The organism is Paenibacillus sp. CECT 9249, assembly GCF_918697855.1.
In the GTDB taxonomy this organism is placed as follows: Bacteria; Bacillota; Bacilli; order Paenibacillales; family Paenibacillaceae; genus MSJ-34.
Genome location: NZ_CAKKLI010000028.1, coordinates 22,508 through 44,463, shown reverse-complemented (window position 1 = coordinate 44,463; position 21,956 = coordinate 22,508). Strand labels below are relative to the sequence as shown.

Annotated in this window: 25 protein-coding genes; 4 read left to right on the top strand and 21 right to left on the bottom strand. The window is 52.4% G+C overall.

Going from position 1 to position 21,956, the window contains the following annotated elements; translation table 11 throughout:
- From LQ229_RS18240 to LQ229_RS18225, 4 genes are read right to left on the bottom strand one after another with little or no spacing between them, the layout of a single operon-like run.
- On the bottom strand, positions 1-837 hold the full coding sequence (locus tag LQ229_RS18240; protein WP_230192480.1) for a hypothetical protein: 837 nt from the start codon (positions 835-837) through the stop codon (positions 1-3).
- Positions 837-1,538, bottom strand: a complete 702-nt coding sequence (locus tag LQ229_RS18235; protein ID WP_216538882.1) for a hypothetical protein — start codon at positions 1,536-1,538, stop codon at positions 837-839. The genes LQ229_RS18240 and LQ229_RS18235 overlap by 1 nt, the downstream gene beginning before the upstream one ends.
- Before the next feature lie 5 nt (positions 1,539-1,543).
- A complete protein-coding gene (locus LQ229_RS18230) occupies positions 1,544-2,605 on the bottom strand; it encodes an SAF domain-containing protein (protein WP_216538881.1) in 1,062 nt (353 codons plus the stop codon).
- A gap of 13 nt (positions 2,606-2,618) precedes the next feature.
- Positions 2,619-4,112 (bottom strand): serine/threonine-protein kinase, encoded by a 1,494-nt coding sequence (locus LQ229_RS18225; protein ID WP_230192479.1) that lies wholly within the window; start codon positions 4,110-4,112, stop codon positions 2,619-2,621.
- Positions 4,113-4,436: 324 nt separating this feature from the next.
- Between LQ229_RS18225 and LQ229_RS18220 the strand changes: the two genes are divergently transcribed.
- Positions 4,437-4,907: an SRPBCC family protein gene (locus LQ229_RS18220; protein ID WP_216538879.1), complete on the top strand. Its 471-nt coding sequence runs from the start codon at positions 4,437-4,439 to the stop codon at positions 4,905-4,907.
- Positions 4,908-4,999: 92 nt separating this feature from the next.
- Here the strand turns inward: LQ229_RS18220 and LQ229_RS18215 are convergent, their stop codons facing one another.
- The 9 genes from LQ229_RS18215 to metH all read right to left on the bottom strand — a co-directional run bounded on the left by LQ229_RS18215 (position 5,000) and on the right by metH (position 13,992).
- Positions 5,000-6,088 carry an SAM-dependent methyltransferase gene (locus LQ229_RS18215; protein WP_253298148.1) on the bottom strand — a complete coding sequence of 363 codons (1,089 nt, stop codon included), beginning with the start codon at positions 6,086-6,088 and terminating at the stop codon, positions 5,000-5,002.
- 3 nt (positions 6,089-6,091) lie between these two features.
- Positions 6,092-6,877, bottom strand: a complete 786-nt coding sequence (locus LQ229_RS18210) for an ATP-binding cassette domain-containing protein (protein WP_216538878.1) — start codon at positions 6,875-6,877, stop codon at positions 6,092-6,094.
- Positions 6,874-7,203 (bottom strand): thioredoxin domain-containing protein, encoded by a 330-nt coding sequence (locus LQ229_RS18205; RefSeq protein ID WP_230192478.1) that lies wholly within the window; start codon positions 7,201-7,203, stop codon positions 6,874-6,876. The genes LQ229_RS18210 and LQ229_RS18205 overlap by 4 nt, the downstream gene beginning before the upstream one ends.
- Positions 7,187-7,537: a cyclic-phosphate processing receiver domain-containing protein gene (locus LQ229_RS18200; RefSeq protein WP_216538877.1), complete on the bottom strand. Its 351-nt coding sequence runs from the start codon at positions 7,535-7,537 to the stop codon at positions 7,187-7,189. Before LQ229_RS18200 ends, LQ229_RS18205 begins: the two co-directional genes overlap by 17 nt.
- On the bottom strand, positions 7,534-8,400 hold the full coding sequence (locus tag LQ229_RS18195) for a deoxyribonuclease IV (RefSeq protein ID WP_216538876.1): 867 nt from the start codon (positions 8,398-8,400) through the stop codon (positions 7,534-7,536). The genes LQ229_RS18200 and LQ229_RS18195 overlap by 4 nt, the downstream gene beginning before the upstream one ends.
- A complete protein-coding gene (locus LQ229_RS18190) occupies positions 8,390-9,205 on the bottom strand; it encodes a DNA-formamidopyrimidine glycosylase family protein (RefSeq protein ID WP_216538875.1) in 816 nt (271 codons plus the stop codon). The genes LQ229_RS18195 and LQ229_RS18190 overlap by 11 nt, the downstream gene beginning before the upstream one ends.
- A gap of 99 nt (positions 9,206-9,304) precedes the next feature.
- Entirely contained in the window at positions 9,305-9,433 is a 129-nt protein-coding gene (locus LQ229_RS27150) for a hypothetical protein (protein WP_290370053.1), read from the bottom strand.
- 14 nt (positions 9,434-9,447) lie between these two features.
- A complete protein-coding gene (gene rnz / locus LQ229_RS18185) occupies positions 9,448-10,398 on the bottom strand; it encodes a ribonuclease Z (RefSeq protein ID WP_216538874.1) in 951 nt (316 codons plus the stop codon).
- Between the two features lie 153 nt (positions 10,399-10,551).
- Positions 10,552-13,992, bottom strand: coding sequence for a methionine synthase (gene metH, locus LQ229_RS18180; RefSeq protein WP_216538873.1), 3,441 nt, complete (start codon positions 13,990-13,992; stop codon positions 10,552-10,554).
- A 154-nt stretch (positions 13,993-14,146) separates the two neighbouring features.
- On the opposite strand from metH, the gene LQ229_RS18175 reads away from it, so the two are divergent.
- Entirely contained in the window at positions 14,147-14,686 is a 540-nt protein-coding gene (locus LQ229_RS18175) for a cupin domain-containing protein (protein WP_216538872.1), read from the top strand.
- Between the two features lie 46 nt (positions 14,687-14,732).
- Here the strand turns inward: LQ229_RS18175 and LQ229_RS18170 are convergent, their stop codons facing one another.
- The 6 genes from LQ229_RS18170 to LQ229_RS18145 form a co-directional block, all read right to left on the bottom strand.
- Entirely contained in the window at positions 14,733-15,128 is a 396-nt protein-coding gene (locus LQ229_RS18170; protein ID WP_230192477.1) for a FixH family protein, read from the bottom strand.
- A gap of 51 nt (positions 15,129-15,179) precedes the next feature.
- The gene (locus LQ229_RS18165; RefSeq protein WP_216538871.1) at positions 15,180-15,761 is read right to left on the bottom strand and encodes an SCO family protein; all 582 of its coding nucleotides are present in this window, start codon (positions 15,759-15,761) and stop codon (positions 15,180-15,182) included.
- Positions 15,762-15,947: 186 nt separating this feature from the next.
- Positions 15,948-16,742, bottom strand: coding sequence for an HAD-IA family hydrolase (locus LQ229_RS18160; RefSeq protein WP_216538870.1), 795 nt, complete (start codon positions 16,740-16,742; stop codon positions 15,948-15,950).
- Between the two features lie 47 nt (positions 16,743-16,789).
- The gene (locus LQ229_RS18155; protein ID WP_216538869.1) at positions 16,790-17,338 is read right to left on the bottom strand and encodes a methyltransferase; all 549 of its coding nucleotides are present in this window, start codon (positions 17,336-17,338) and stop codon (positions 16,790-16,792) included.
- An 87-nt stretch (positions 17,339-17,425) separates the two neighbouring features.
- Complete coding sequence (locus tag LQ229_RS18150) at positions 17,426-17,620, bottom strand: DUF896 domain-containing protein (RefSeq protein WP_216538868.1); 195 nt, start codon at positions 17,618-17,620, stop codon at positions 17,426-17,428.
- Between the two features lie 173 nt (positions 17,621-17,793).
- Complete coding sequence (locus LQ229_RS18145) at positions 17,794-18,150, bottom strand: LysM peptidoglycan-binding domain-containing protein (protein WP_216538867.1); 357 nt, start codon at positions 18,148-18,150, stop codon at positions 17,794-17,796.
- A 194-nt stretch (positions 18,151-18,344) separates the two neighbouring features.
- On the opposite strand from LQ229_RS18145, the gene lexA reads away from it, so the two are divergent.
- Both lexA and LQ229_RS18135 read left to right on the top strand, forming a co-directional pair.
- Entirely contained in the window at positions 18,345-18,968 is a 624-nt protein-coding gene (gene lexA, locus LQ229_RS18140; RefSeq protein WP_216538866.1) for a transcriptional repressor LexA, read from the top strand.
- Positions 18,969-19,211: 243 nt separating this feature from the next.
- Complete coding sequence (locus LQ229_RS18135; protein WP_230192476.1) at positions 19,212-19,880, top strand: DUF559 domain-containing protein; 669 nt, start codon at positions 19,212-19,214, stop codon at positions 19,878-19,880.
- A gap of 273 nt (positions 19,881-20,153) precedes the next feature.
- Here the strand turns inward: LQ229_RS18135 and glnA are convergent, their stop codons facing one another.
- Positions 20,154-21,482: a type I glutamate--ammonia ligase gene (gene glnA / locus LQ229_RS18130; protein ID WP_216538864.1), complete on the bottom strand. Its 1,329-nt coding sequence runs from the start codon at positions 21,480-21,482 to the stop codon at positions 20,154-20,156.
- A gap of 26 nt (positions 21,483-21,508) precedes the next feature.
- The gene (locus LQ229_RS18125) at positions 21,509-21,916 is read right to left on the bottom strand and encodes a MerR family transcriptional regulator (RefSeq protein WP_290370052.1); all 408 of its coding nucleotides are present in this window, start codon (positions 21,914-21,916) and stop codon (positions 21,509-21,511) included.
- Positions 21,917-21,956: the final 40 nt, after the last annotated feature.

Sequence of the window (21,956 nt, the reverse complement as noted above, 5' to 3'; positions counted from 1 at the left end):
CTACGCTCCTCTCTCCCGGAACGCGAGACTGTCCACGTCGGCTTGTTCCAATATCGTCTTCGCGAGCCTTCTCACTTCATGGACGACATGATAATGGTCATGTCCTTGACGGACGTTGCGATTGCGCATGAAAAACTCGATCACGGCATGATCGTTGCACGCGTCCATGAGCCCGGCGGAATACGGTACGGTAAACAGCGTTTTGCAATGGTACTTGCGGGCGATATTCCCCGCCTTGTAACGGGATTGCCTGTCATAGCGCCCGAGCAAATAAACGCAAGTTTTGCCGCGAAGCGTATCGAAGCTTCCCCCTCGTCCGAGCCATCGGTCGAGCAATGCCGCATTCTGATTCAAATTCACAACGATCACGTCCGACGCCTCCAGTATGGCGTTCGTCAATTCGTCGCTCGTACCGCTGCCGACTTCCACCAGCACCGTATCGTAAAATTGGCCGGCGCAAGCGAAAATATGCTGCACAAGCTCGCCTGCCCCCGCTTTATCCTCTTGCTCGTTGAAATCGGTCGGCCCCGGCAAGAAATCGAGCCTATCCTTCAAAATCGGACGAGTATAATCTTTAACGATATTCGCCGTGAGGCGATTGCTGCGCGCAAGCCGCTTCAGGGCGTCCAGCCCGGTATTGTCGAAGGCGGGTGCGGCTAATTCGTCCGGCTTGCGGACGAGCGACGGCTCCAAGGCCGAGCCCGGCTTCGTATACGCGACCAGCGTTTTCATATAATAATCCAACCCGATTACGGCCGCTGCCGCCGCTAGATTCGTCGACGTTCCGGTTTGTCCGCAGGCGGGCGACCAAAATGCGATTTGCTTTCCCTTCCTCATCATAACCCCCCCTTTTGCGCTTGATGAAACGCGCGCTTGATCGCTTTACGATCCAGATCCGTCATGTCCATCGCCAGTCTCCGCAACGTCCGTTTATATTCGCCGGACAACGGCCTGATATCGAGCATGCCGGCGTACTGGTTATCGATTTTCGTTTCATAATCTTTCTCGTCGAACGGTATGTAATAGACATGTTCGGACCAAACGACAGGCAAATCGTCCGTCATCCGCTCGACATATTCTTCATCTACGCTGCATTCGACGAACTGATAAAAAACCCGCGTCAGCGTTGCCGTTTGTCCGCCGCCTGCAAGCCATCGGCGGAGCGTTTCCGCATTGCGCACCGTACATTCCTTTTCCAAGCTTGTTACGAGCACATGCCGATCGAAGGAACCGCCGGCATGGCCGGCAATAAATCGGTCTTGATCCGTCATTACGAATACATAATCGTAATTCGGCTGCTCGTCCTCCCTACGCATGTCCAGCGCTTCGTTCCACGTTGCGAAACCGTACGCAATGTCAAACCGGTCGAATTCGACCAACCGTTCGCGCTTGCTTCCCGCAGGAACGATGCGGAGCGTTTGACGATCGCTCGTTCCGTCGACCAGCAATACGCTGCGGTTTGCCGCGGCGATGATTTTGCACAAGCCGAGAATGAGTTCGCTATGATCGCATGCGCCTATCCATAAAATTTTCCTCACGGCTCTCACTCCTCTTCCGGTTCGCTGCGCTGCGCCAGCGACTGATCGAATACGCTTTGCTCGATGGCGGCATCCGCGGGCAGCGGCTGAACGATCTCGTTTTTGTCCCATTGGCCGGAAGGCTCCGCAGGCGAAGACGTCGCTTGGGATTGCGGCGCGCGGTCGTAGGGATCTTTCGCCGTTACCCCATATCCGCTGCCGCTCGCAGCCGGACGTTCATGCGGCACATAGCTGCTCTGTCTGTCCGCATTTCTTCCCGCATGACGCTCCAAATCGCCTTCGAGCGCTTTGCGCGCCGTTTTGGCGAGCGCCGTCTTCGCCTTTTCCAGCACGTTCGGGTCCTGCTCCATCAACTCGAGCACTTGCGCATTGGCCGGATAATTGACGACCGCTTCCGCCTGCATATACGGATCGACATAACGAAGCGCATAGATTTGGCCGCCATGCAAATAGGCGTCGACCATCGCGCTCGACATTAGCAAAATGTCCTTCTCGTTCAACTGATGCCAGACGGTGCCGTCCAGAACGTCGATCACTTTCTTCTTTGCCAGTACGATATAATCTTGTCCGGTCGGAAAGCCGATCCGCACATCGACGAAATCGTTCTTTTGCAATTTGGACGGCAGCCTGATCGCTTGGAATTCCTGATACCGCAAATCGCGGGGCGTCGGGCCGTCGTCGAACAGCATCGAAGGAAGCAGCGCGCTATTTTTTTTCAAATCGATTTTAAGCGTTTTGTTCAATACGTCGTTCTCGTTCACGATCGCATCTTGCGGAACCTCGCTAACGGGGATTCGGACCGTAGAGATATGCTGAGGCTGCACCTTTTCCCCGGCCTTCATATCCGTATTGGCCGCCACAATCGTTACCCGCGCGGCATTCCGATCGTTCAACAACCGTTCCGCCTCCGTCAGCTTCGTTTCGTATTCCGACCGGATCCTCTTCTCCGTCTTAACATGCTGCACATAGAAATACGCGCCGATCCCGCCTGCGATCAATCCCATCGTCAAGGCGCCGACGAAACCGGCATAGAGTAAATTTTTCGTTCGTTGTCTAATCTTTGACATCTCTTTCGCTCCTTTATCGGCCTATCCTCATTCCAAAGCGGCTAAACGTCCGTCCCCCCTTCCCCTTTGAGGCGATCCAATCGGCGAAGACGGCGTCCAGCCGCTGATTCGTTTCGATGCCCGCCGCGAACGGATCGGGATGAAACGGAAGCGCCGTGACGGAACGCAATTGAAACGATTTTTGAATGTCGCGCACCGTCCGTCGATTCGCAAGCGGAATGAAGTACTTCCAATTCCCCTTCTCTTTGTCGCCATACCGCTGCAAAAAACGGCGCAAATCCTGCTGCCTCCACTCGGCGCCGGACGCGACGACAATGGGAAAGTTCGCTCTGAAAAATTCGGACAAATCGTTCGACTCGCAAACGTTTCCCAAATCGAGAACCAAAAAGTCGTATCCTTCCGCAAGCATCGACTGCATGTCCAAGTCGGCATGTCCTTTGATGTATTCCACCCCGTTGACCGCGAATCGTTCCGTCGGTTGAAATTGCCCGTCCAATCCTTCGTAGGCGCTTTCGATTCGCGCGAACGCCTCTTCGCCGCCGCATTCCCTAATTGCGACCCGCACCTTCCTGCGCGCCAAATAGTGCGCAATCACAATGGCCGTATGCGTCGTGCCGACGCCCTTAGAAACGCCCCCGACGGCTACGACGGCCGTGCCGATCCAGGCGAAGGCGGCTGCGGCGGATTGGCGGGCGATCCCGCTAGCTTCCGGTTGCGCGAACGGCAACAGCGCATTCCTTGCTTGTTCCGCGCTGCTGTACCGATCCTTCGGATCGTATTGCAATAGTTTCGCCAGCACGGGACGGAAGCCCGGAGGCACATCGTCTTGCAACAGCCGTTCGTATTGGGGCGATAGAACCGTCGCTCTGCCCGCGCTCAGCAAATGCATCAGCAGCGCGCCTAATCCGTAAAGATCGCTGCGCGTCTCGCTTTGCTGGCCTTCGTATTGCTCCGGCGCGGCGAAGCCGACCGTACCCAGACGAATCGTATCGTCGGATTGCGACGGCTTGAAACGGCGGGCGATCCCGAAATCGATCAGGCGGATTTGTCCTTGCGGCGTCACCATGACGTTCGACGGCTTCATGTCCCGGTACACGACCGGCGGGTTCCGGGTATGCAAATAATGAAGCACCTCGCATAATTGCAGCCCGTAGCCGACGACCGCCTTAAAGGGCAATTTCCCGTTATGACGGGCAAAATAACAGGCCAACGTCTCCCCTTCGATATAATCCATCACCAAATACATCAATCCGTCCTCGTCGGGCGCGAAGAAATCGACGATGCGCGGCAAGAACGGGTGATTGAGACGGATTAGCATTTCCGCTTCCTCCGCAACGTTCCGGTATGCCGTTTTGTCCGGGACGACCGTTTCCTTAAGCGCCCATCGCTTCCCTTTCAACTTGTCGTCCTCGACCAGATATACGCTGCTCATTCCCCCCGCGCCGATCCGGCCGATTACCCGGTATCTGCCGCCGACGACGCTTTGAGGAACTAATTTGGATTTCATGTTCATCCCGATCGATCCCCCCTGTCATCGTTTGTCCGCTTCGATGGCAATCGCGGCAAACAAAAAAAGGAAAGCCTCCGAAAAATACGGCGCTTTGCGAACGGTTCGTCCGCTTCGTCCATACGTTTCGGGATGCTTTCCCTGAATTGGAAATATGATGTTCAATTTGTGATTTATTATAGAACAACGCTTCCTGTTTTGTCCAGTCTATTTTTTTGCAATGTTGTCTCGATGGATAAAATAATGTATGAAGCGCAATTGATAAGAAATTTTTGTAACGGCCGTATGCTATTCTAGAAAAAACGAAAGAAAGGAACGATCAAGATGGCTGAATGGAATCATCCGCCTGTAGTGAAAGCGGAAATGCTGATTCGCAGGCCGGTGGAAGAAGTGTTCGAAGCTTTTATCGACCCGGCGATTACGGCACGATTTTGGTTTACGAAAGCGAGCGGAAAATTGGAAGCGGGAAAGCGTATCCGTTGGGATTGGGAAATGTATGGCGTTTGGGACGAAGTTTTGGTGAAAGAGATCGAGCCGAACAAGCGGATTTTGATCGAATCGTCGTACGACGGAACCTTGACCGAGTGGACATTCGCCGTCCGTGCCGATCGCGAAACGTTTGTTACGATTACCCACTCGGGGTTTGCGGGCAGCGGAGACGAAATCGTCAATCAAGCCATTGACTCGATGGGCGGATACACGATGGTCCTCTGCGGTTTGAAAGCTCTTCTCGAACATAACGTTACGTTGAATCTTGTCGCGGACAAGGCGCCTGACGCCCATGCCAACCGCTGACACGACTGGGCAAGCAGCGGGTGCGGCAACGAACGGCAGCCTGAACCCAAGCGGTTCGGCTGCCGTTTTTTTACCGTATTTCATTAATTTCTTTAATATTTAATCATATAAAGCGTAATTTCGTCGCGGTTGTGAAACAACTGCTTCGCTTGCTGCAATTGCAGCCGCTGCTCGCCGAATCGCACGATCACTTCGCGAATCGTCTGCATCGGCTTCTTATGCATCAGCTTCACGGTTACGATCGCGATGCCTCCTTGTCGAAGCGAATATAACAATTCCGACACGAGCTTGACCATCTGCATCGGGCTCCAACTCATATCGCAAACGAGCAAATCGAATTGATCCGGCCGAAACCGGACCTTCGAGGCGTTCTTGCGCAAATAGGTAAGGTTGCGATGCCGAATAAGCGACGGATGGAGCTCGGCAGGATCGACGGCAGTGACCCGCAACCCGCGTTCCAGCAAAAGAGATGTCCAGCCGCCCGGCGCCGCGCCGATATCCAGCCCTTCCCGGCAACTTGCCAAGTCGAGCCCAAATACGCGCTCCGCCTCGAGGAGCTTGAATTTCGCCCGCGATATTTGCCCTTCTTCCCGCTTGAAACGGATCGCTCCGCCGGACCAATCGCTTATATTGTCTTCCGGGCGCGAAATGCCGGCATACAGCATGCCGGTCGCGGCGAAGACGGATAGTACCCAATCCGCGTCGCGAAGAACCGGTTCGCTTGAAACGGCGCGTAGTGCCTCTTCCAACTCGGCCTTCGCTTCCGCGACCGCAAGAGACGTCGCCGTTCCTTCCGTCCGGCGTATTTGAACCGCGGCGCGCTTTCCGCTCAGCCTTTGCTCATTCGCTGCAATAAAAGAACGGAGCGCCTTCAACTCTTCCACGCCGTCCTCCAACTTCCAGAAGCGATCCACCGGCTGGATATGGCGGACAAAGATCGGCGGCTCCGCCTTGAGGCGGGCGCCCACTTCTTCGGCGCTTGCCGGAAGCTCGATCAGAAACGTTTCGCCGGGTATGAGCTGCACGCTCTTGATTTGCCCGAACAAACGCCGGAATTCTTCTTGCGCGTACGGCGCAAAGCTGTGATTCGCCGTGGCGATCCAACGCGTGCCGCCGTTTTCTTCGGCATCGTTGATGTTGCTTTCCCATTGTCGTTCATTTGGTTGCCGTTCTGTTTTCAACTGTTACGAACCTCCGTCATGTGCGGATACAACGCGCGTCCACGGTCTGCCGTCCTGCCAATCGATCGAAACGGGAACCTCGTATGCCCGCATGAGCGTTTCGCTTGTTAGAACGCTTCGTTTGTCGCCTGCCGCAATCACTTTTCCTTGGTGCATAAGCGCTACATGAGTAAATATCGGAATCATTTCCTCCATATGATGGGTGACGTAAATTAAGGTGATGTCGCGTTTTTGCAGCAAGTTTAATTGGTCGAGAAATTTTTCACGTTCATACAAATCAAGCCCGGCGCAAGGCTCGTCCATAATCAAGACAGACGGCTCGGACATTAAGGCGCGCGCCAGCATGACTTTTTTCCGTTCGCCTTGGGACAGCGTCCCTAACGGATGGTCCCGCAGCCGGCCGAGATCCACTTCATCCAGCAACGCCTCGGCTTTCGCCCGCACCTCGTCCGGAACGGACTGGTAAAAGCGGAGAAAGCCGTATTCGCCCGTGGCGACAACTTCCCATACCGGATCGCGCAGCGCCAACTTTTCCATCAGCGACTGGCTAAGATAACCGATCCGTTTGCGCACTTCGCGAACGTCGCAATCGCCGTACAAGTTGCCCATCACTTTCACCTGTCCGTCCGACGGAAATATGTAGCCGGTAATCAACTCTAGCAGCGTCGTCTTGCCGGATCCGTTGCGTCCCAGTATCACCCAATGCTCGTTTTCTTTCACTTCCAGATTGACGCGATCGAGAATGAGATGGTCCTCGCGGCGCAACGTAATATTTCGTAATTGAATCATGGATGATCACACCTTTTATCGTTCATGAAATGGAATAAATGCGTGACGGACTGAAATGCGTACAATTTCTCCGGCGCTTCGCCCTCATCGGAACGGAAAGCAAGCAGGCACGGGACGCTTTCGATCCGGAATTCCGCTACAAGCCGCGGCGCGAAATTGACATTCGTCTTCATCGCTTCCGTATTCAACGTTTCCATGACGATGTCCAACATGCGTTCGGCCGCTTTGCAAGTTCCGCATAACGGAGTATATAAATAAAGAAAGAGGGGCTCCCGCCGACTGGCGATCGTCTGCAAGACGTCATGCTCGCTAATCTCTCGCATCATCGGAGGCCAACCTCGCTCTTTCCAGCGCCTCGGGCGTCATCGGGCCGTAATGCAGCTTCACATGTTCCGGCTTATGTTGATACAGCAGCTCGTACATTTCCCTTCTGCCGAACGGACTTGACGTATGCAGGAAGATTTCGCGCGGATATACATTCCGCAGCACCATTTGCTTGACGAGTTCCGTTCCGTTCGCCTCGTCGAAACCTAGATCGTGATCAAGCGACAACATGTCGACGTCGCCATCCTCCAACAGCAGCAAGCATTCCTCCGCCGTGCGCGCAAGCACGAATCCCGCCGGAGGGCGGCGGCAATCGTCCAGAAAAACGTGAATCATCGTTTCATCCCCTCTGCCATTGCTGACGCATATTCGATTTCCTCCCGATGCGATCCGCTGGCCGGAACAGGCGTCTCAAGAACGGCCGGCAAATCGCCGAACGGTTTGGCTGCCAGCAGCGACTTCAGCGCCGCCGCCCCAATATGCCCTTTTCCGATATTTTCGTGCCGATCGCGGTGCGACCCCGCCGGATATTTCGAATCGTTCAAATGAACGGCGCGCAAATATTCCCAATAATGCAGTTCCTGTCCTTTCCGCAGCAATTCGTCCGTATTGGTCCCCGTCCATATCCCGCTCGCAAACGCATGGCATGTATCGAAGCAAAAGCCGATTTTTTCGGGAAATGACGTTAAATTGCGGATTTGCACCAATTCCTCCAGCGCCATCCCCATTTTCGCATGATCGCCGGACTGATTTTCGATCAGGAGCAGCGCGGCGCCTTCCCAAGCGTATAACACGGTATTAAGACATTGTATTATATTTTTATAGCCTTGCAGCGGATCCTGTCCTTTGTAGATGCCGAAATGAACGACCGCTCCGACGGAACCGCAGGCGTCGGCAATTTGCAGATCGTTTACCAAGGAAGCGACCGTCCGCTCGAACTGCTCGCGACTTGCGGAAGCGTCCACCGCCAAATTGGTCGGATACGGCGTATGGGCGATGGACGGCATTCCTTGCTCCCTGCAAAAGGCGGCGCATCGTTCGGCGTCTCTTCGGTCGAATGCTTTCACGCTCAAGCCGCGCGGATTTTTAGGAAAATACTGAAACGATTTCGCACCGAGCCGGGCTGCGGCGACGGCCGCTTGATAATAACCTTCGCGTATGCTTACATGACATCCGATCAACGGCGTTTTACTTTGCATGCTGGCATCCGGGACACAAGAAAGCTTTGCGGGAAGCGATTTCCGTTCTTACGATCGCGGTGCCGCAACGCGGACAAGCTTCCCCTTCCCGATCGTATACTTTCAAGCGGGCGTTATACCCGCCCGTCAACGCATCGTCTGCCGTTAACGGCATCTCCACGTAACCGCCCGATTCCACCGCTTCCCGCAATATCGAATGCATCGATCGGTAAAGCCGTTCGATCGCAGGCGGCTCCAGATCCTGCAGCTTGGCCGACGGCAGCAATGAAGCGCCAAATGCGATTTCGTCGGAATAACAATTGCCGATGCCGGCGATAAAGCTTTGATTGACAAGCGCCGACTTAAGCGTCCCGCGTTTATTCCGGCATAATTGACTGAATTTATCCGCCGTCATTCTCCGATCGAACGGTTCCGGCCCCAGGTCGGATAACGCCTCATCCGTATCGTTCACGGACAATAAATGAAGATACCCCAAGCGAAGCCCGATAAAATAGAGCGTCGCATCGCCGAACGAGATTTCCACCTGTGTCGTGCGATCCGGCTTCTCATCGGGAGTGCCGTAAAACATCAATCCTCCGAGCATCAAATGAAGCAGCAATCTGCGCCCGTTATCCAAATGGAAAATTAAATACTTGGCGCGGCGTTCGACAAACAATATTTGTTTGCCGACAAGCTCGCTTTCGAATTGCCGCGCATCTATGTTAACCGATTTCGCCCGATTGACGGTTGCATTCGTAATCGTTTTTCCGACGATGCGGTCGGAGAGCAGTTTTTTGTAAATTTCCATTTCCGGTAATTCCGGCATACTCTTCTCTATCCTTTCCGGTCGATTCCGCGTTTCTTACCATATTATAGTTTGCGGCCTATTTTTTCAAGAAATTGTGTGAAAGAAGTCAAAATGAAACTATTCCGCGGCAAAAGCGTCGAATGAAATCGAACGGCGGCCGCCAAAATCTTCGTGCGCCTTGCTGTAACCTGTCATTTCCTGCGCTTTCCCGGGAAAAGAGCTGCGTATTTCCCACTGGACGCCCATTTCCCGTATCGGCGCTATGTATGCCCGGATGCTCGGCCCGTTCGGGCCGAGACAGGGTATAAAACATGTTCCTCCGCCAGCATTGTGTTGGGAAAGATCGCTTTCGCCTCGCCGAGCAGCGGTTGCAGCGCTTCGATATCTTTATATCTGCTGCTGAAGTGCGTCACGATCAGCCCCCTCGCCCCGGCGGCCAATGCGGTTTGCGCGGCTTGCGCGGACGTGCTGTGATAATATTCATGCGCCAGATCGCTCAAATCATGCGAATAAGTAGCTTCATGCACGAGCATATCCGCTTGGCGGGCGAGCTTCGACGCGCCTTCGCAAGGACGGGTGTCTCCCAATATAACGACCGTAGCCCCTTGCTGCGGCCCGCTCGTCACTTCTGCGGCCGTCACGGTCGTTCCGTCCGGCAGCGTTACGTCTTCTCCCCGTTTCAACGCTCCGTAATGCGGTCCCGGTCTCAGGCCGCGGCGCCGAAGCTCTTCCGCCTTCAACTTGCCGGGCCTTTCCTTCTCCGCGATGCGGTAGCCGTAACTGTCGATTCGATGGTCGAGCTTCGCCGTTTCCACCGTCATCCGGTCGTCCTCAAAAACCGTCCCTTCGGCAATTTCATGGATCGTCAATTGATAATGCAATCGGGATTGGCTAAGATGAAGCGTCGTTTCGAGCCAATCGCGAATTCCGGGAGGACCGTAAACGGCAAGCGGATCTTGGCCGCCCTGGTAAGCGCGGCTGGACAGCAAGCCCGGCAATCCGAAGAGATGATCTCCATGCAAGTGAGTGATAAATATGTTTTCCAATTTGCGAAGCTTGAGCGGCGACTTTAATATTTGGTGCTGCGTGCCTTCGCCGCAGTCGAACAGCCAGAACGTCCCCCGCTCGGCGAAAAGCCGCAGCGCGATCGACGTTACGTTTCGTTGCGGCGACGGCATGCCCGCCCCCGTACCGAGAAAATAAAGTTCCATACGCGTGACCTCCTTTCTCTCGCGCAGCAAAAAACCTTCGAGTTTGCGCGTAACGGGCATGTCGTCAAGTCTTCTGGCCACTTATGCCGCCGCAGACTTCCCGACGAACCGACTTGCGAGTCTCTCGAAGGTTTTGGGCCTTAATGGTACCTATTATGCCTTATCCACATTGAAATAATGCGCCTGCGGATGGGCGAACACCATAGCGGATACGGATGCTTCCGGCTCCATCATATATCCGTCGGTCAAATGAACTCCGATATCGTCCGGCTTCATTAAATCGAACAGCAAAGCTTGGTCTTCCAAATTCGGGCAGGCGGGATAACCGAACGATACGCGCATGCCGCGGTATCTCGCGCCAAGCCGCTGCTTCATCGTCATATCTTGCGGATCCGGGAATCCCCAAATGTCTCGCATCATATGATGCAAACGTTCGGCGAAGCCTTCGGCCACTTCCAGAGCGACAGCTTGAATCGCATGCGAGCGCAGGTAATCTCCCTGTTCCTTCAACGCGTTGGCTTGTTCCCGTACTCCATGCCCCGCCGTGACGACCATAAAGCCGACATAGTCCATGACGCCGCTCTCGATCGGTTTCAAATAGTCGGCCAAGCATAGGAACGGTTCCACATGCTGACGCGGGAACGAGAACGTTTTAAGCACTTTGCTCCGATCTTGCGGATCGTAAACAATAATATCGTTGCCGGAAGATTGCGCAGGGAAGAACCGGTACATTCCGTGAGCCTGTATCGTATGTTTCGCCATCGCTTCCTGCAGCATGCCGTCTACCGTTTCCTTCAACTCGAGCGCTTTCGGATCGCCGGCGGCCAGCAACTTCTCCACCGAGCCGCGCAGGCCAAGATGATGCCCGAGCAGCATCTGCATATTGACGTAAGGGATAATGTGCCCGAGCGGATAATCGCGCAAGATATGGCGGTCCAAGTCTGGCGGAACGGAAACCGGGACATCCTGCGACACGTCGGAACGAACGGCTCTCGTCAGTTCCGGGAGCGGCTTCTTGGCGACTTCCTCTTCGCCCGCCGATTGCCGCGCGGCTTCGATTTCTTCCATCATGATTGCGCGCTGCTTCGGATCCATCAATTTATTGGCGATATCCAAGCCGTCCATCGCATCTTTCGCATACAATACCGCGCCCTCGTATTCCGGCAAAATGCGCGTTTTCGTAAATTTGCGCGTCAGCGCGGCGCCGCCGACCAAAATCGGGACCTTGATGCCCGCATTGCGCAAGTCTTGGGCGGTCGTTACCATTTGCTGCGCCGACTTGACCAGCAAGCCGGACAAACCGATCGCGTCCGGGTTTTCCTTGCGGTACGCTTCGATCAATTGCTCCGGCGGCACTTTGATCCCCAGATTCACGATTTGAAACCCGTTGTTGGACAATATAATTTCCACCAGGTTTTTGCCGATATCGTGGACATCGCCTTTCACCGTTGCGAGCAATATTTTCCCTTTCACGCTCGTTTCGTTCTTCTCCATGAATTGCTCGAGGAACGCGACCGACGCTTTCATCACCTCGGCGCTTTGCAGCACCTCGGCCACGATCAGTTCGTTATTGTTAAACAGCCGGCCGACCTCTTCCATGCCGGCCATGAGCGGTCCGTTGATCACTTCAAGCGCCGTATATTTCTTAAGCGCCTCTTCCAAGTCGGGAATGAGCCCTTCCTTCGTTCCCTCGACGACATAGGAAGCAAGCCGCTCTTCCAAGGTCAGATTCGTCGTTTTTTCTTTTTTGACGACTTTCTTCTCGCGAAAAGCCGCCACGAAAGCGGCGAGCGTATCGTCGTTCGTGTCGTATAACAGAGCTTCCGACAGTCTCCGTTCCTCTTCGGGTATGGAGGCGTACCGTTCCAGCTTCTCCGTGTTTACAATCGCGTAATCCAGACCGGCTTTCGTACATTCGTACAAAAAGACCGAGTTCAACACTTCGCGGCCGGCTTCCGGCAAGCCGAACGAAATATTGCTAATTCCCAAAATCGTTTGGCATTTCGGCAACGCCTGTTTAATGAGCCGAATGCCTTCGATCGTTTCTTTCGCGGAACCGATATATTGCTCGTCTCCGGTACCGACCGGAAATACAAGCGGGTCGAAAATGATGTCTTCCGGCTTCATGCCGTATTTATGCACAAGCAAATCATGCGATCGCTTGGCGACTTCAAGCTTATCCTCGCGCGTGATCGCCTGTCCGCGCTCGTCGATCGTCCCGACGACCGCAGCCGCGCCGTACTTGTGGATCAGCGGCACGACTCTTTCGAATTTTTCTTCACCGTCTTCAAGATTAATGGAGTTAATGATCGCTTTCCCTTGCGAATAGGTTAACGCCAGCTCGATGACGGAAGGGTCGGTCGTGTCGATGACGAGCGGCACCTTGACTTTTTTCGCGACAAGCTCCAAAAATTGCTTCATATCGGACGCTTCGTCCCGGTCCGGATCCTGCAAACAGACGTCGATCACATGCGCCCCGCTCTTCACCTGGGCCCGGGCGATTTCCGACGCTTCTTCGTATTTGCCTTCCGCAATCAACCGTTTAAATTTGCGCGAACCGAGAACGTTCGTTCTCTCTCCAACCATATACGGACGGTTTTCGTTCTCGATGTATACCGTTTCGATGCCGGACACGGCCGGCGGATGCGAGCCGAATTCCGATCGAGGCTTGTAAGCCGAGAGCGTCTCCGCAAGAACGCGAATATGTTCGGGCGTCGTTCCGCAGCAGCCTCCCGCGATATTTAACCAGCCTTGCTCGGCGAAGGCGGCCATTTTTTTGGCAAGGGATTCCGGCGATTCGTGGTAATGTCCGTTCTCGTCGGGGAGGCCCGCGTTCGGGTAACAACTGATCGCGGTGCCCGCGATCTCCGATAACGAACGGATATGGTCGCGCATAAATTCCGGTCCTGTCGCGCAGTTCAATCCGACGGAAATCGGGTTTAAATGCTCAAGCGAAATGTAGAACGATTCGATATTTTGCCCCGCAAGCGTCGTGCCCATCGGTTCGATCGTCCCCGAGATCATAATCGGCAACGTGCGGCCAGCCGTTTCAAACGCGCGGCGAATGCCGATGCTGCCCGCTTTCACGTTAAGCGTATCCTGCGAAGTCTCCAGCAGCAGCGCATCCACGCCGGCTTCGATGAGCGCGAGCGCTTGCTCGTAATAGCTGTCCTCCAGTTCCTTGAACGTTACGCCGCCGGTTACCGACAGCGTCTTCGTCGTCGGTCCCAGCGCCCCGGCTGCATAACGCGGCCATTCCGGCGTGGAATACTTCTCTACGGCGGCGATCGCCAGCTTCGCTGCGGCAAGGTTAATCTCTGCCGCGCGATCCTGCAAACCGTATTCGGCCAGAACGACGCTTGTCGCCCCAAACGTATTCGTCTCGATAATATCGCTGCCCGCTTGAAGATACGCTTCGTGAATCCGCTGAATGACATCCGGACGCGTCAAAACGAGCATTTCGTTGCAGCCTTCCAATTCTTCTCCGCCGAAGTCGTCGGGAGTCAAATTTTCTTGCTGAATCATCGTGCCCATCGCACCGTCCAGAATTAATATTTTCCGTTTTATTTGATCTTGCAGATTAGGTTTCGTCAAATCTCCAACAACTCCTTCACTCTCCGCCAAAACGTTAAGACTTAGTTTACCAGAATACGAATGAATAGAAAAGCATTAATAGTCGACACCATCCGTAAAATCCACTATAATTAACTATAATATCGATCAATTAACTTGGAAAGAAGGGATTAGCTTGGCAGAAATTCGAATCCGGAATACAAATGAACGCATTTCAGGCGAAAATAATGTACGAGAATTTTTAACGAGTCAAGAAGTGCTTTACGAACATTGGGACAAAAATAAATTGCCTGCCGAACTGCAGGAACGCTTCGTCTTGAGCGATGAGGAGAAAAATCAAATCCTCTCCACATACAATGAAGAAATTCGCGATTTGGCAGCCCGCCGCGGTTATACGACGTGGGATATTATTTCGCTGTCCGACGCTACGCCGAATTTGGACGAATTGTTAAAAAAATTCGAGCAAGTGCATACCCATACCGAAGACGAAGTGCGCGCCATCACAGCGGGCAAGGGCATTTTCATCATTAAAGGCGCGGACGATGTCGGCTATTTCGATGTGGAACTGGAAGCGGGCGATGTCATTTCCGTACCCGAAGGTACGCCGCACTTTTTCACGCTGATGGATAATCGTCAAATTGTCGCGGTTCGCTTGTTCATCGAAACGGAAGGTTGGATCGCGCATCCGTACGAGGACCCGAGTTTTCAAAAATAATGAGAAAAAGCATGCCGGGCGTTTTATCCAGGCATGCTTTTTTATTTCATTTCACTTCAAAGTTTTTTTGCGGCATCGAATGCATATCGCGTGCGGTCACATGAGCGATCACATGGTATTGTCCCGGTTCGGCGAACTGCTTCTCAATTTGGTATACGCCATCCTTCGTATGCTTGCCCTCGATTTTCTCATGCTGTTCCTGATCGTCTCTCCAAATTTCGAACAATACTTCCCGCGCGTCGTCAACGGGATCGCCGCCTTGCGTCACCTTCGCCTCGATCACCGCTTTTTCCTGGGCGGCAAACGATTCCGGATTCAAACGGATCTCCACCTTGATCGGTACGAGCGATTCGTCCCCCATATCCATTCCGTTTTGGTCCGCTCCTTGATCCTGAGCCCCGCAGCCCGCCAGCAGAACGATGACAAGCATCAATGCAGACATCCATCTGATTTGCAATTTCACTCCAACTCAATCCTTTGTTCCGTTCTCAAATTACGATTTCGCTTTATTCAGTTTTTTAATATCCTTGATCATTTGATCGTAAGGCACATCCTCTACACCGCTATACCGGGAATATACCGTGCCCGATTTGCTGACGAGGAAGAACGAAGTTCCGTGAATGAATTGATCGGAATCCGCTTCTCTTTCTACGATTGTTTTGAACGAAGTGTTGGCGAATTGTTTAATATCGTCAAACGAGTACCCGGTCAGAAAATGCCAATTCGCAAAATCTACGCCGAACTTCCCTCCGAACTGCTCCAACACTTCCGGCTTGTCCCGTTCCGGATCGACGCTGAACGATACGATTTCGAGCTCCAACCCTTCGGCTTTGGCGCGTTTCTGCAATTCCGTCATATTAAACGTCATGGGCGAGCAAACCGTTACGCAATTCGTAAACACAAAATCGGCGATCCATACCTTTCCGGCCAGATCGTCTTTCCCGAACGTTTGCCCGGTTTGATCCGTGAATGAAAACGATCCGATTTCCCAGCCTAGTCCCTTGGAGCTGCCGCCCCCTCCGCAAGCGCTGAGCAAAATCATCATACTTGCCAATATGGCTATAACTTTTCTCACAGTTTATCCCCCTTGCAGCTATTATATAACCCATTGTACCGATTTCGAATGGCTCTGTCGGGCCATTTTCGTTATGTAATTGTGACATTTTTGAATCAATATGCCGTTAAGCTCAAAAAAAAACCCGTCATTCGCGAACGGAACAACGGGAAACGCTCGAAGATGTCGTCTTCGGAAGGCGGAAAGTTATCGTTCGGCGATAATTCGATGCAATTCGGATAGATGGCGAATTTCGTAATCCGGGACGATTTCGCCATTGCGTACGGCGCCTCTCCGATTGATCCAAACCGCCGGCATGCCGACTCCCAAAGCCCCTTTTATATCGGTTGTCAGCTTGTCGCCAACCATCAAGCCTTCATGCGGCTCGATGTCGAGCTTTTCCATCGCATATCTAAATATGGAGCCGGCAGGCTTGCCTTCGCCGAACGAGCCGGAAATGACGATATGATCGAAATAAGGAATTAATGCGGGTACGCCGTCCAATTTTTCTTGCTGCAAATCGGGCGAACCGTTCGTCAGCAGCAACAGCTTGAAGCTGCCTTTCAACTGATCCAATACGGCGAACGTTTCTTCGTATACGTACGGACGGGTTCTGCGTTCGGCGGCGAACCGCTCCGCAAGCTTTGCGCCTGTCTCCGCGTCATCGATGCCTAACGCCTTCAAACCGCGCGTCCACGCGTCTTTGCGATAAGCCGGTGCCAATTGCTGCAGCTTCCGGAACTCCGGCTGTTCCCCTGACGTAAAATTTCCCCATAACGCTTCAAACGGGTTAATGCCGATCATCTGCGTGAACGGGAACGTATCGTACGTTGCGTATAACGCTCTCGCCTCCGTGCGTACCGCCTGCTCCAGTTCCGACGGATCGATGCCCGGATGGCTTTGCCGCGCAGCTTCGCAAGTCGCTTCAAACGCTTCCTGTACGCTGCGGTCGTCCCACAAGAGCGTGTCGTCCAAATCAAATAATACCGCCTTAATGGCCATGTTCCTCTCCCTTTCCTGCGCAAGTTTCTTCTATATATAGAGGTTGTTCACTTTTCTTCTACTTCCGCCTGATCTTCCCGCTTTTCTTTGTTTTCGAACGGCACGTTGTTGGCTTTGGCGAATTCCTCCAACCGTTCGGCCATCGCCTGCGTGTCGTATCGGTTCGTCAAACGCGAAAATACCCAAGCAGAACCTTTAATACTCGGCTCAATGACGACATAACCTTTCTGAACCGTAATTTGCTTGATTTGCCCCGCTTCTAAACGGCGATCCCGATTCAGCCGGCGCGTCATCACCGATGATTTGCCGACTGCCAAATAAGGCCGGCGGAATATAAAAGTGACCCCGAGCAAAATGTACAATCCGATCGTAACCCAATAGAGAGTCGACGAAGTTTCCGGCGTTACGCCGGCCGTCATCACGGCGTACATCAGCGCAAACCCGATCAAAACCGTAGGCAATATAATGCTGCGGCCCAAAAATTTATCGAATTCCGACTTGGATGCCGTGGTGATTGTTCCTTTCCCTTGCTTCTTCCGCGCACGGTTAACCGCTTGCGTATTTTTGCGAACCATTCTTTCCCAAGAACGAGACATGTGAATTGATCCTCCTATAGCTGATATCGCGTTTGACTTTTATTTTCCGAACGATGAAGAAGCCGCGCCGAAATGATTCGAATGCGATTAATGCTTAATCGTATTCGAATTTTCGTCTACGAATTCGATCGAATCCAATTGCTGACGAAGCGACCGTTTGAAGCCTTCGATATACTGTTTGCGCAGCTTTTCGCGTTCCAACGTTTCTTCTTCCGTCAAACCGACGGATTTATGTTTGCGCGCCAACTCGTTAATTCGCGCGACCAAAGCATCGATTTCCATGTTGTCCCTCCTCCACGTTTACTGCGTGAAACCGATTGTAAACATAGTACATTCTTTACTTTGACATGTACATAACAGGTTGTCAAGGGAATGCGAATAGCCCAGGCGCTCACTCGCCAGGGCGTTTCATTATATTATGAAGGTAAGCGGGAATTAAGCGAGGAAACCTGCGGTTAAGGAATAGATAGCAGTTCCCCGGCCTGAATGGCGGAAGTACGTTTATGGTTCAATTTCTTCATATCTTCAATATAATTGCGAATGTCCATACGTTCAGGCTTATAACGCTTGGCGATGCTCCACATCGTTTCGCCTTGCGTAACGATAATTTGTTTGGCGGGGGTCGATTCGAACGCCCATTCGTCATCGTCTGAAGAGGCAAATGCCTTGACAATGCCGAAACTGGTGAGCAGCAGCAAGACCGCAGCAAATAAGAAAACTTGCCCAACCTTGCGGTTTTGCCGAACTTGACGGTCCGTTATGAGCGGCGAATCATGATAAATGCTCTTATAAGTACTGTATTGGTTGATCATATATCAACACCCCAAACACTTGTTCTATTTACGATATCCACATCATAACACGAACACTTGTTTGAGTCAATCCGTTTTTCGAACGTTTGTTCTTTTTTTGTTTCTTTCCTATTGAAAATATTTAGAACTTACGTTTGTGCGAACTGAAGTTCTATGGTATAATTTTGATAAAAAGCATTGGAGTTGATACGGCAATGTCCAAGTTATCAAATCGGCAGCAAGCGATTCTGGAATTCATTCGCAACGAAGTACGGGCTAAAGGCTACCCTCCTTCGGTACGGGAAATTGGCGAAGCCGTAGGTTTGGCTTCAAGTTCAACGGTACACGGGCATCTCGACCGGTTGGAGAAGAAAGGGCTGATACGCCGCGATCCGACCAAGCCGCGTGCGATCGAAATTTTGGGCCAGGAAGACGAGCAAACCCATTTATATACACATTCGATTACCAAAGTTCCTGTCGTCGGGAAAGTAACGGCCGGCATGCCGATTACGGCCACCGAGAATATTGAGGATTATTTCCCGCTGCCCGAACATTTTGTTGGGGATCATAACGTATTTATGCTATCGGTCATCGGAGACAGTATGATCGAAGCCGGCATTCATAACGGAGACTATGTCATCGTTCGGCAGCAACAAACCGCGGATAACGGAGACATTGTCGTGGCGATGACGGAGGATGACGAAGCGACTGTGAAAACGTTCTACAAAGAAAAGGACCATATCCGCCTTCAGCCGGAGAACGCCACGATGGAGCCGATTCGTCTCAATCATGTCACCATCCTCGGCAAAGTGATCGGCGTATTCCGCGATATCCATTGATCGGTTACATAGGTTGGATAAAGAGCTTTTACCTCGAGCCCTTGCGGCTGCACGTTTTTCCAATTGCATTGCGGAAGGCTTGCTTGTAATTACAAAGCCAATTCCGGGCGCTAAGTCGCCGATGAAGGCTCGACGCATCCGACTTATTGATCTATACTGCTTAAGGAGACGAAGAACGTCCCGTTTCATTCTTAACGAATGAAAGCGGGGCGTTTTTGTCATTTATGAAGGAGGAACGATTCAATGTTCGAAGAAGTTTACGATCAATTTATTCAGCGCCATCTAGCCAGCAGAACGGGAGAACGCCGGGGCCGGCTGGAAAGAGGGCATCGGCATGCCGAGTCCTTATTTCTCAGAAACGTATGGTGGCCGCTTCGCGGGAATTTGGAGCATCTCCATCCCGAATACGAAGTGCTGGATTGGCGGGGACGAACCTACTTCGCGGATTTTGCATGGCTGCCCGGGCATGTAAAGCTGATTATTGAAGTGAAAGGATACGCTGCCCACGTACGGGAGATGGACCGGCACAAATATTGCAACGAGTTAAACCGCGAAACATTCCTGCATGCGATGGGATATCAAGTCATCTCCTTTGCGTACGACGATGTGGAACAGCATCCCCAATTATGCATGACATTGCTGCAAATGGTGTTAAGCAGATATTTGTCCAATCAGACTCCAGCGTCGCGCGCTTCGTTCGCCGAGAAAGAAATCATTCGTTTCGCTATCCAATGTGCCGGTCCGATCAGGCCGAAGGATGTGGAACGTCATCTGGACGTCAATCATAAACCGGCCGTCCTCATGCTGAAACGATTATGCGCCCAAGGTTGGCTCCTCCCCTCTTACCGCGGCAACGGAGAACGAATCGTTCGGTATGAACTGGCGCCCGGAGTATGGAATTACTTGGATTAGCTCCAAAATCAGGCGCTAATTCCCCTGATATCCTAAGAATATCGAAATTAGCGGTAAATCCTACCGTTAATAGAAGCCACATCTTCATCGCAGCCAAATTGCTCAAAATTAGCGCCAGAAATTCCAGCTAGTTTCGATAAACTAGCCAGTTACTCCAAAATAACAGTAGCAAATACCGCTAATTGATTTGTTTCCGGGTTGATGGGCCCCCGCTCGGCGCTGCAGATGTATAAAAAAAGAGCCCGCAAGGGCTCTTTCCATTCGAGAATAATCTTAATATAAGGTCATGTATTGGTCGCGTTCCCATTGATGGACCCGGGTGCGGAACATATCCCACTCGATCTCCTTCAATTCGTAGAAATGCGCGAACGCATGATCGCCCAAGGCGGAATGGATCAATTCGCTCTTCGCCATTTCGACGAGCGCTTCCTTCAAATCGGAAGGCAAGCTAGGAATGCCCTCCTGGATCCGCTCTTGCTCCGACATGACGTAAATGTTGCGGTCCGTCGGCGCGATCAGCTCAAGTTTGTTGACGATGCCGTCCAGACCGGCTTTCAGCATGACTGCCAGAGCCAAATACGGGTTCGCCGCAGGATCCGGGTTGCGGACTTCAACGCGCGTGCTCAATCCGCGCGATGAAGGAATGCGGATCATCGGGCTGCGGTTGCAAGCGGACCAAGCCACATAGCAAGGGGCTTCATATCCCGGCACAAGGCGCTTGTAGGAGTTCACCGTCGGATTCGTAATGGCGGCCATGGCGCGCGCATGCTTCAAAATGCCGGCCATATATTGACGCGCTTCATCGCTTAATCCGAGCTTGTCCGACTCGTCGTAGAACGCATTTACTTTGCCTTTGAACAAGGATTGATGGCAGTGCATCCCCGAACCGGCTTCGCCAAACAGCGGTTTCGGCATGAAGGTCGCATGCAGGCCGTGTTGTCTTGCGATCGTTTTGACGACGAGTTTAAAGGTTTGAATTTGATCGGCGGCTTTTACCGCGTCGGCATATTTAAAATCGATTTCGTGTTGCCCCGGCGCCACCTCATGATGGGAAGCTTCGATTTCAAATCCCATCTCTTCCAACGTTAATACGATATCGCGGCGGCAGTTTTCCCCGAGATCCGTCGGAGCCAAATCGAAATAACCGCCATGGTCGTTCAATTCCATCGTCGGATTGCCCTTCTCGTCCGTTTTGAACAAGAAAAACTCCGGTTCCGGCCCGACATTCATCGTTGTGTAGCCGAGCGCTTCCGCTTCTTTCAAACAACGCTTCAAAATGCCGCGAGGGTCGCCGCTGAACGGAGTGCCGTCCGGCATGTACACATCGCAGATCAAACGGGCGATACGATCTTCCGCGACCCAAGGATAGATGAGCCATGTTTCCAAATCGGGGTACAAATACATGTCGGACTCTTCGATCCGCACATAACCCTCGACCGAAGAACCGTCGAACATCATCTTGTTGTCGAGCGCTTTCGGCAGTTGGCTTAAAGGGATTTCCACATTTTTGATCGTACCGAGCAAATCCGTAAATTGCAGACGAATAAATCTAACGTTTTGTTCTTTCGCGATGCGTAAAATATCCTCTTTCGTGTAACTCACAGTTTCTCTCCCTCGCCTTATATTGTTTATTTATTGTAAAAACGGGACAGCTCGCCTTGAATCATCGTAACTTGTCCTGGTTTTCTACCGTACATAATTTGCTGCTTCAAAATGCGATGCAAATCGGTATCCGTAAGTTCTTCCCGCTTCGCTCCGTTCTCTTTCTTGATCGCAGTCGCTTCCTCGGACTGTTCGATCGGCGTCATTACTTGTTTAATTCCCGCAATGTTCACGCCTTTTTCGATTAAAGCCTTGATTTCCAGCAGCCGATCGACGTCGTTAAACGAGAACATACGTTGATTCCCGGCAGTGCGCACAGGATTGACCAGCTTCTGCTGCTCATAGTAACGTATCTGTCTTGCTGTCAAATCGGTCAGCTTGATGACGGTTCCGATCGAGAAAAGCGCCATATTTCTCCGCAATTCATCCCCCATCATGCATCCGCCTTTCAATTATTTTAATCTGTACTCATTT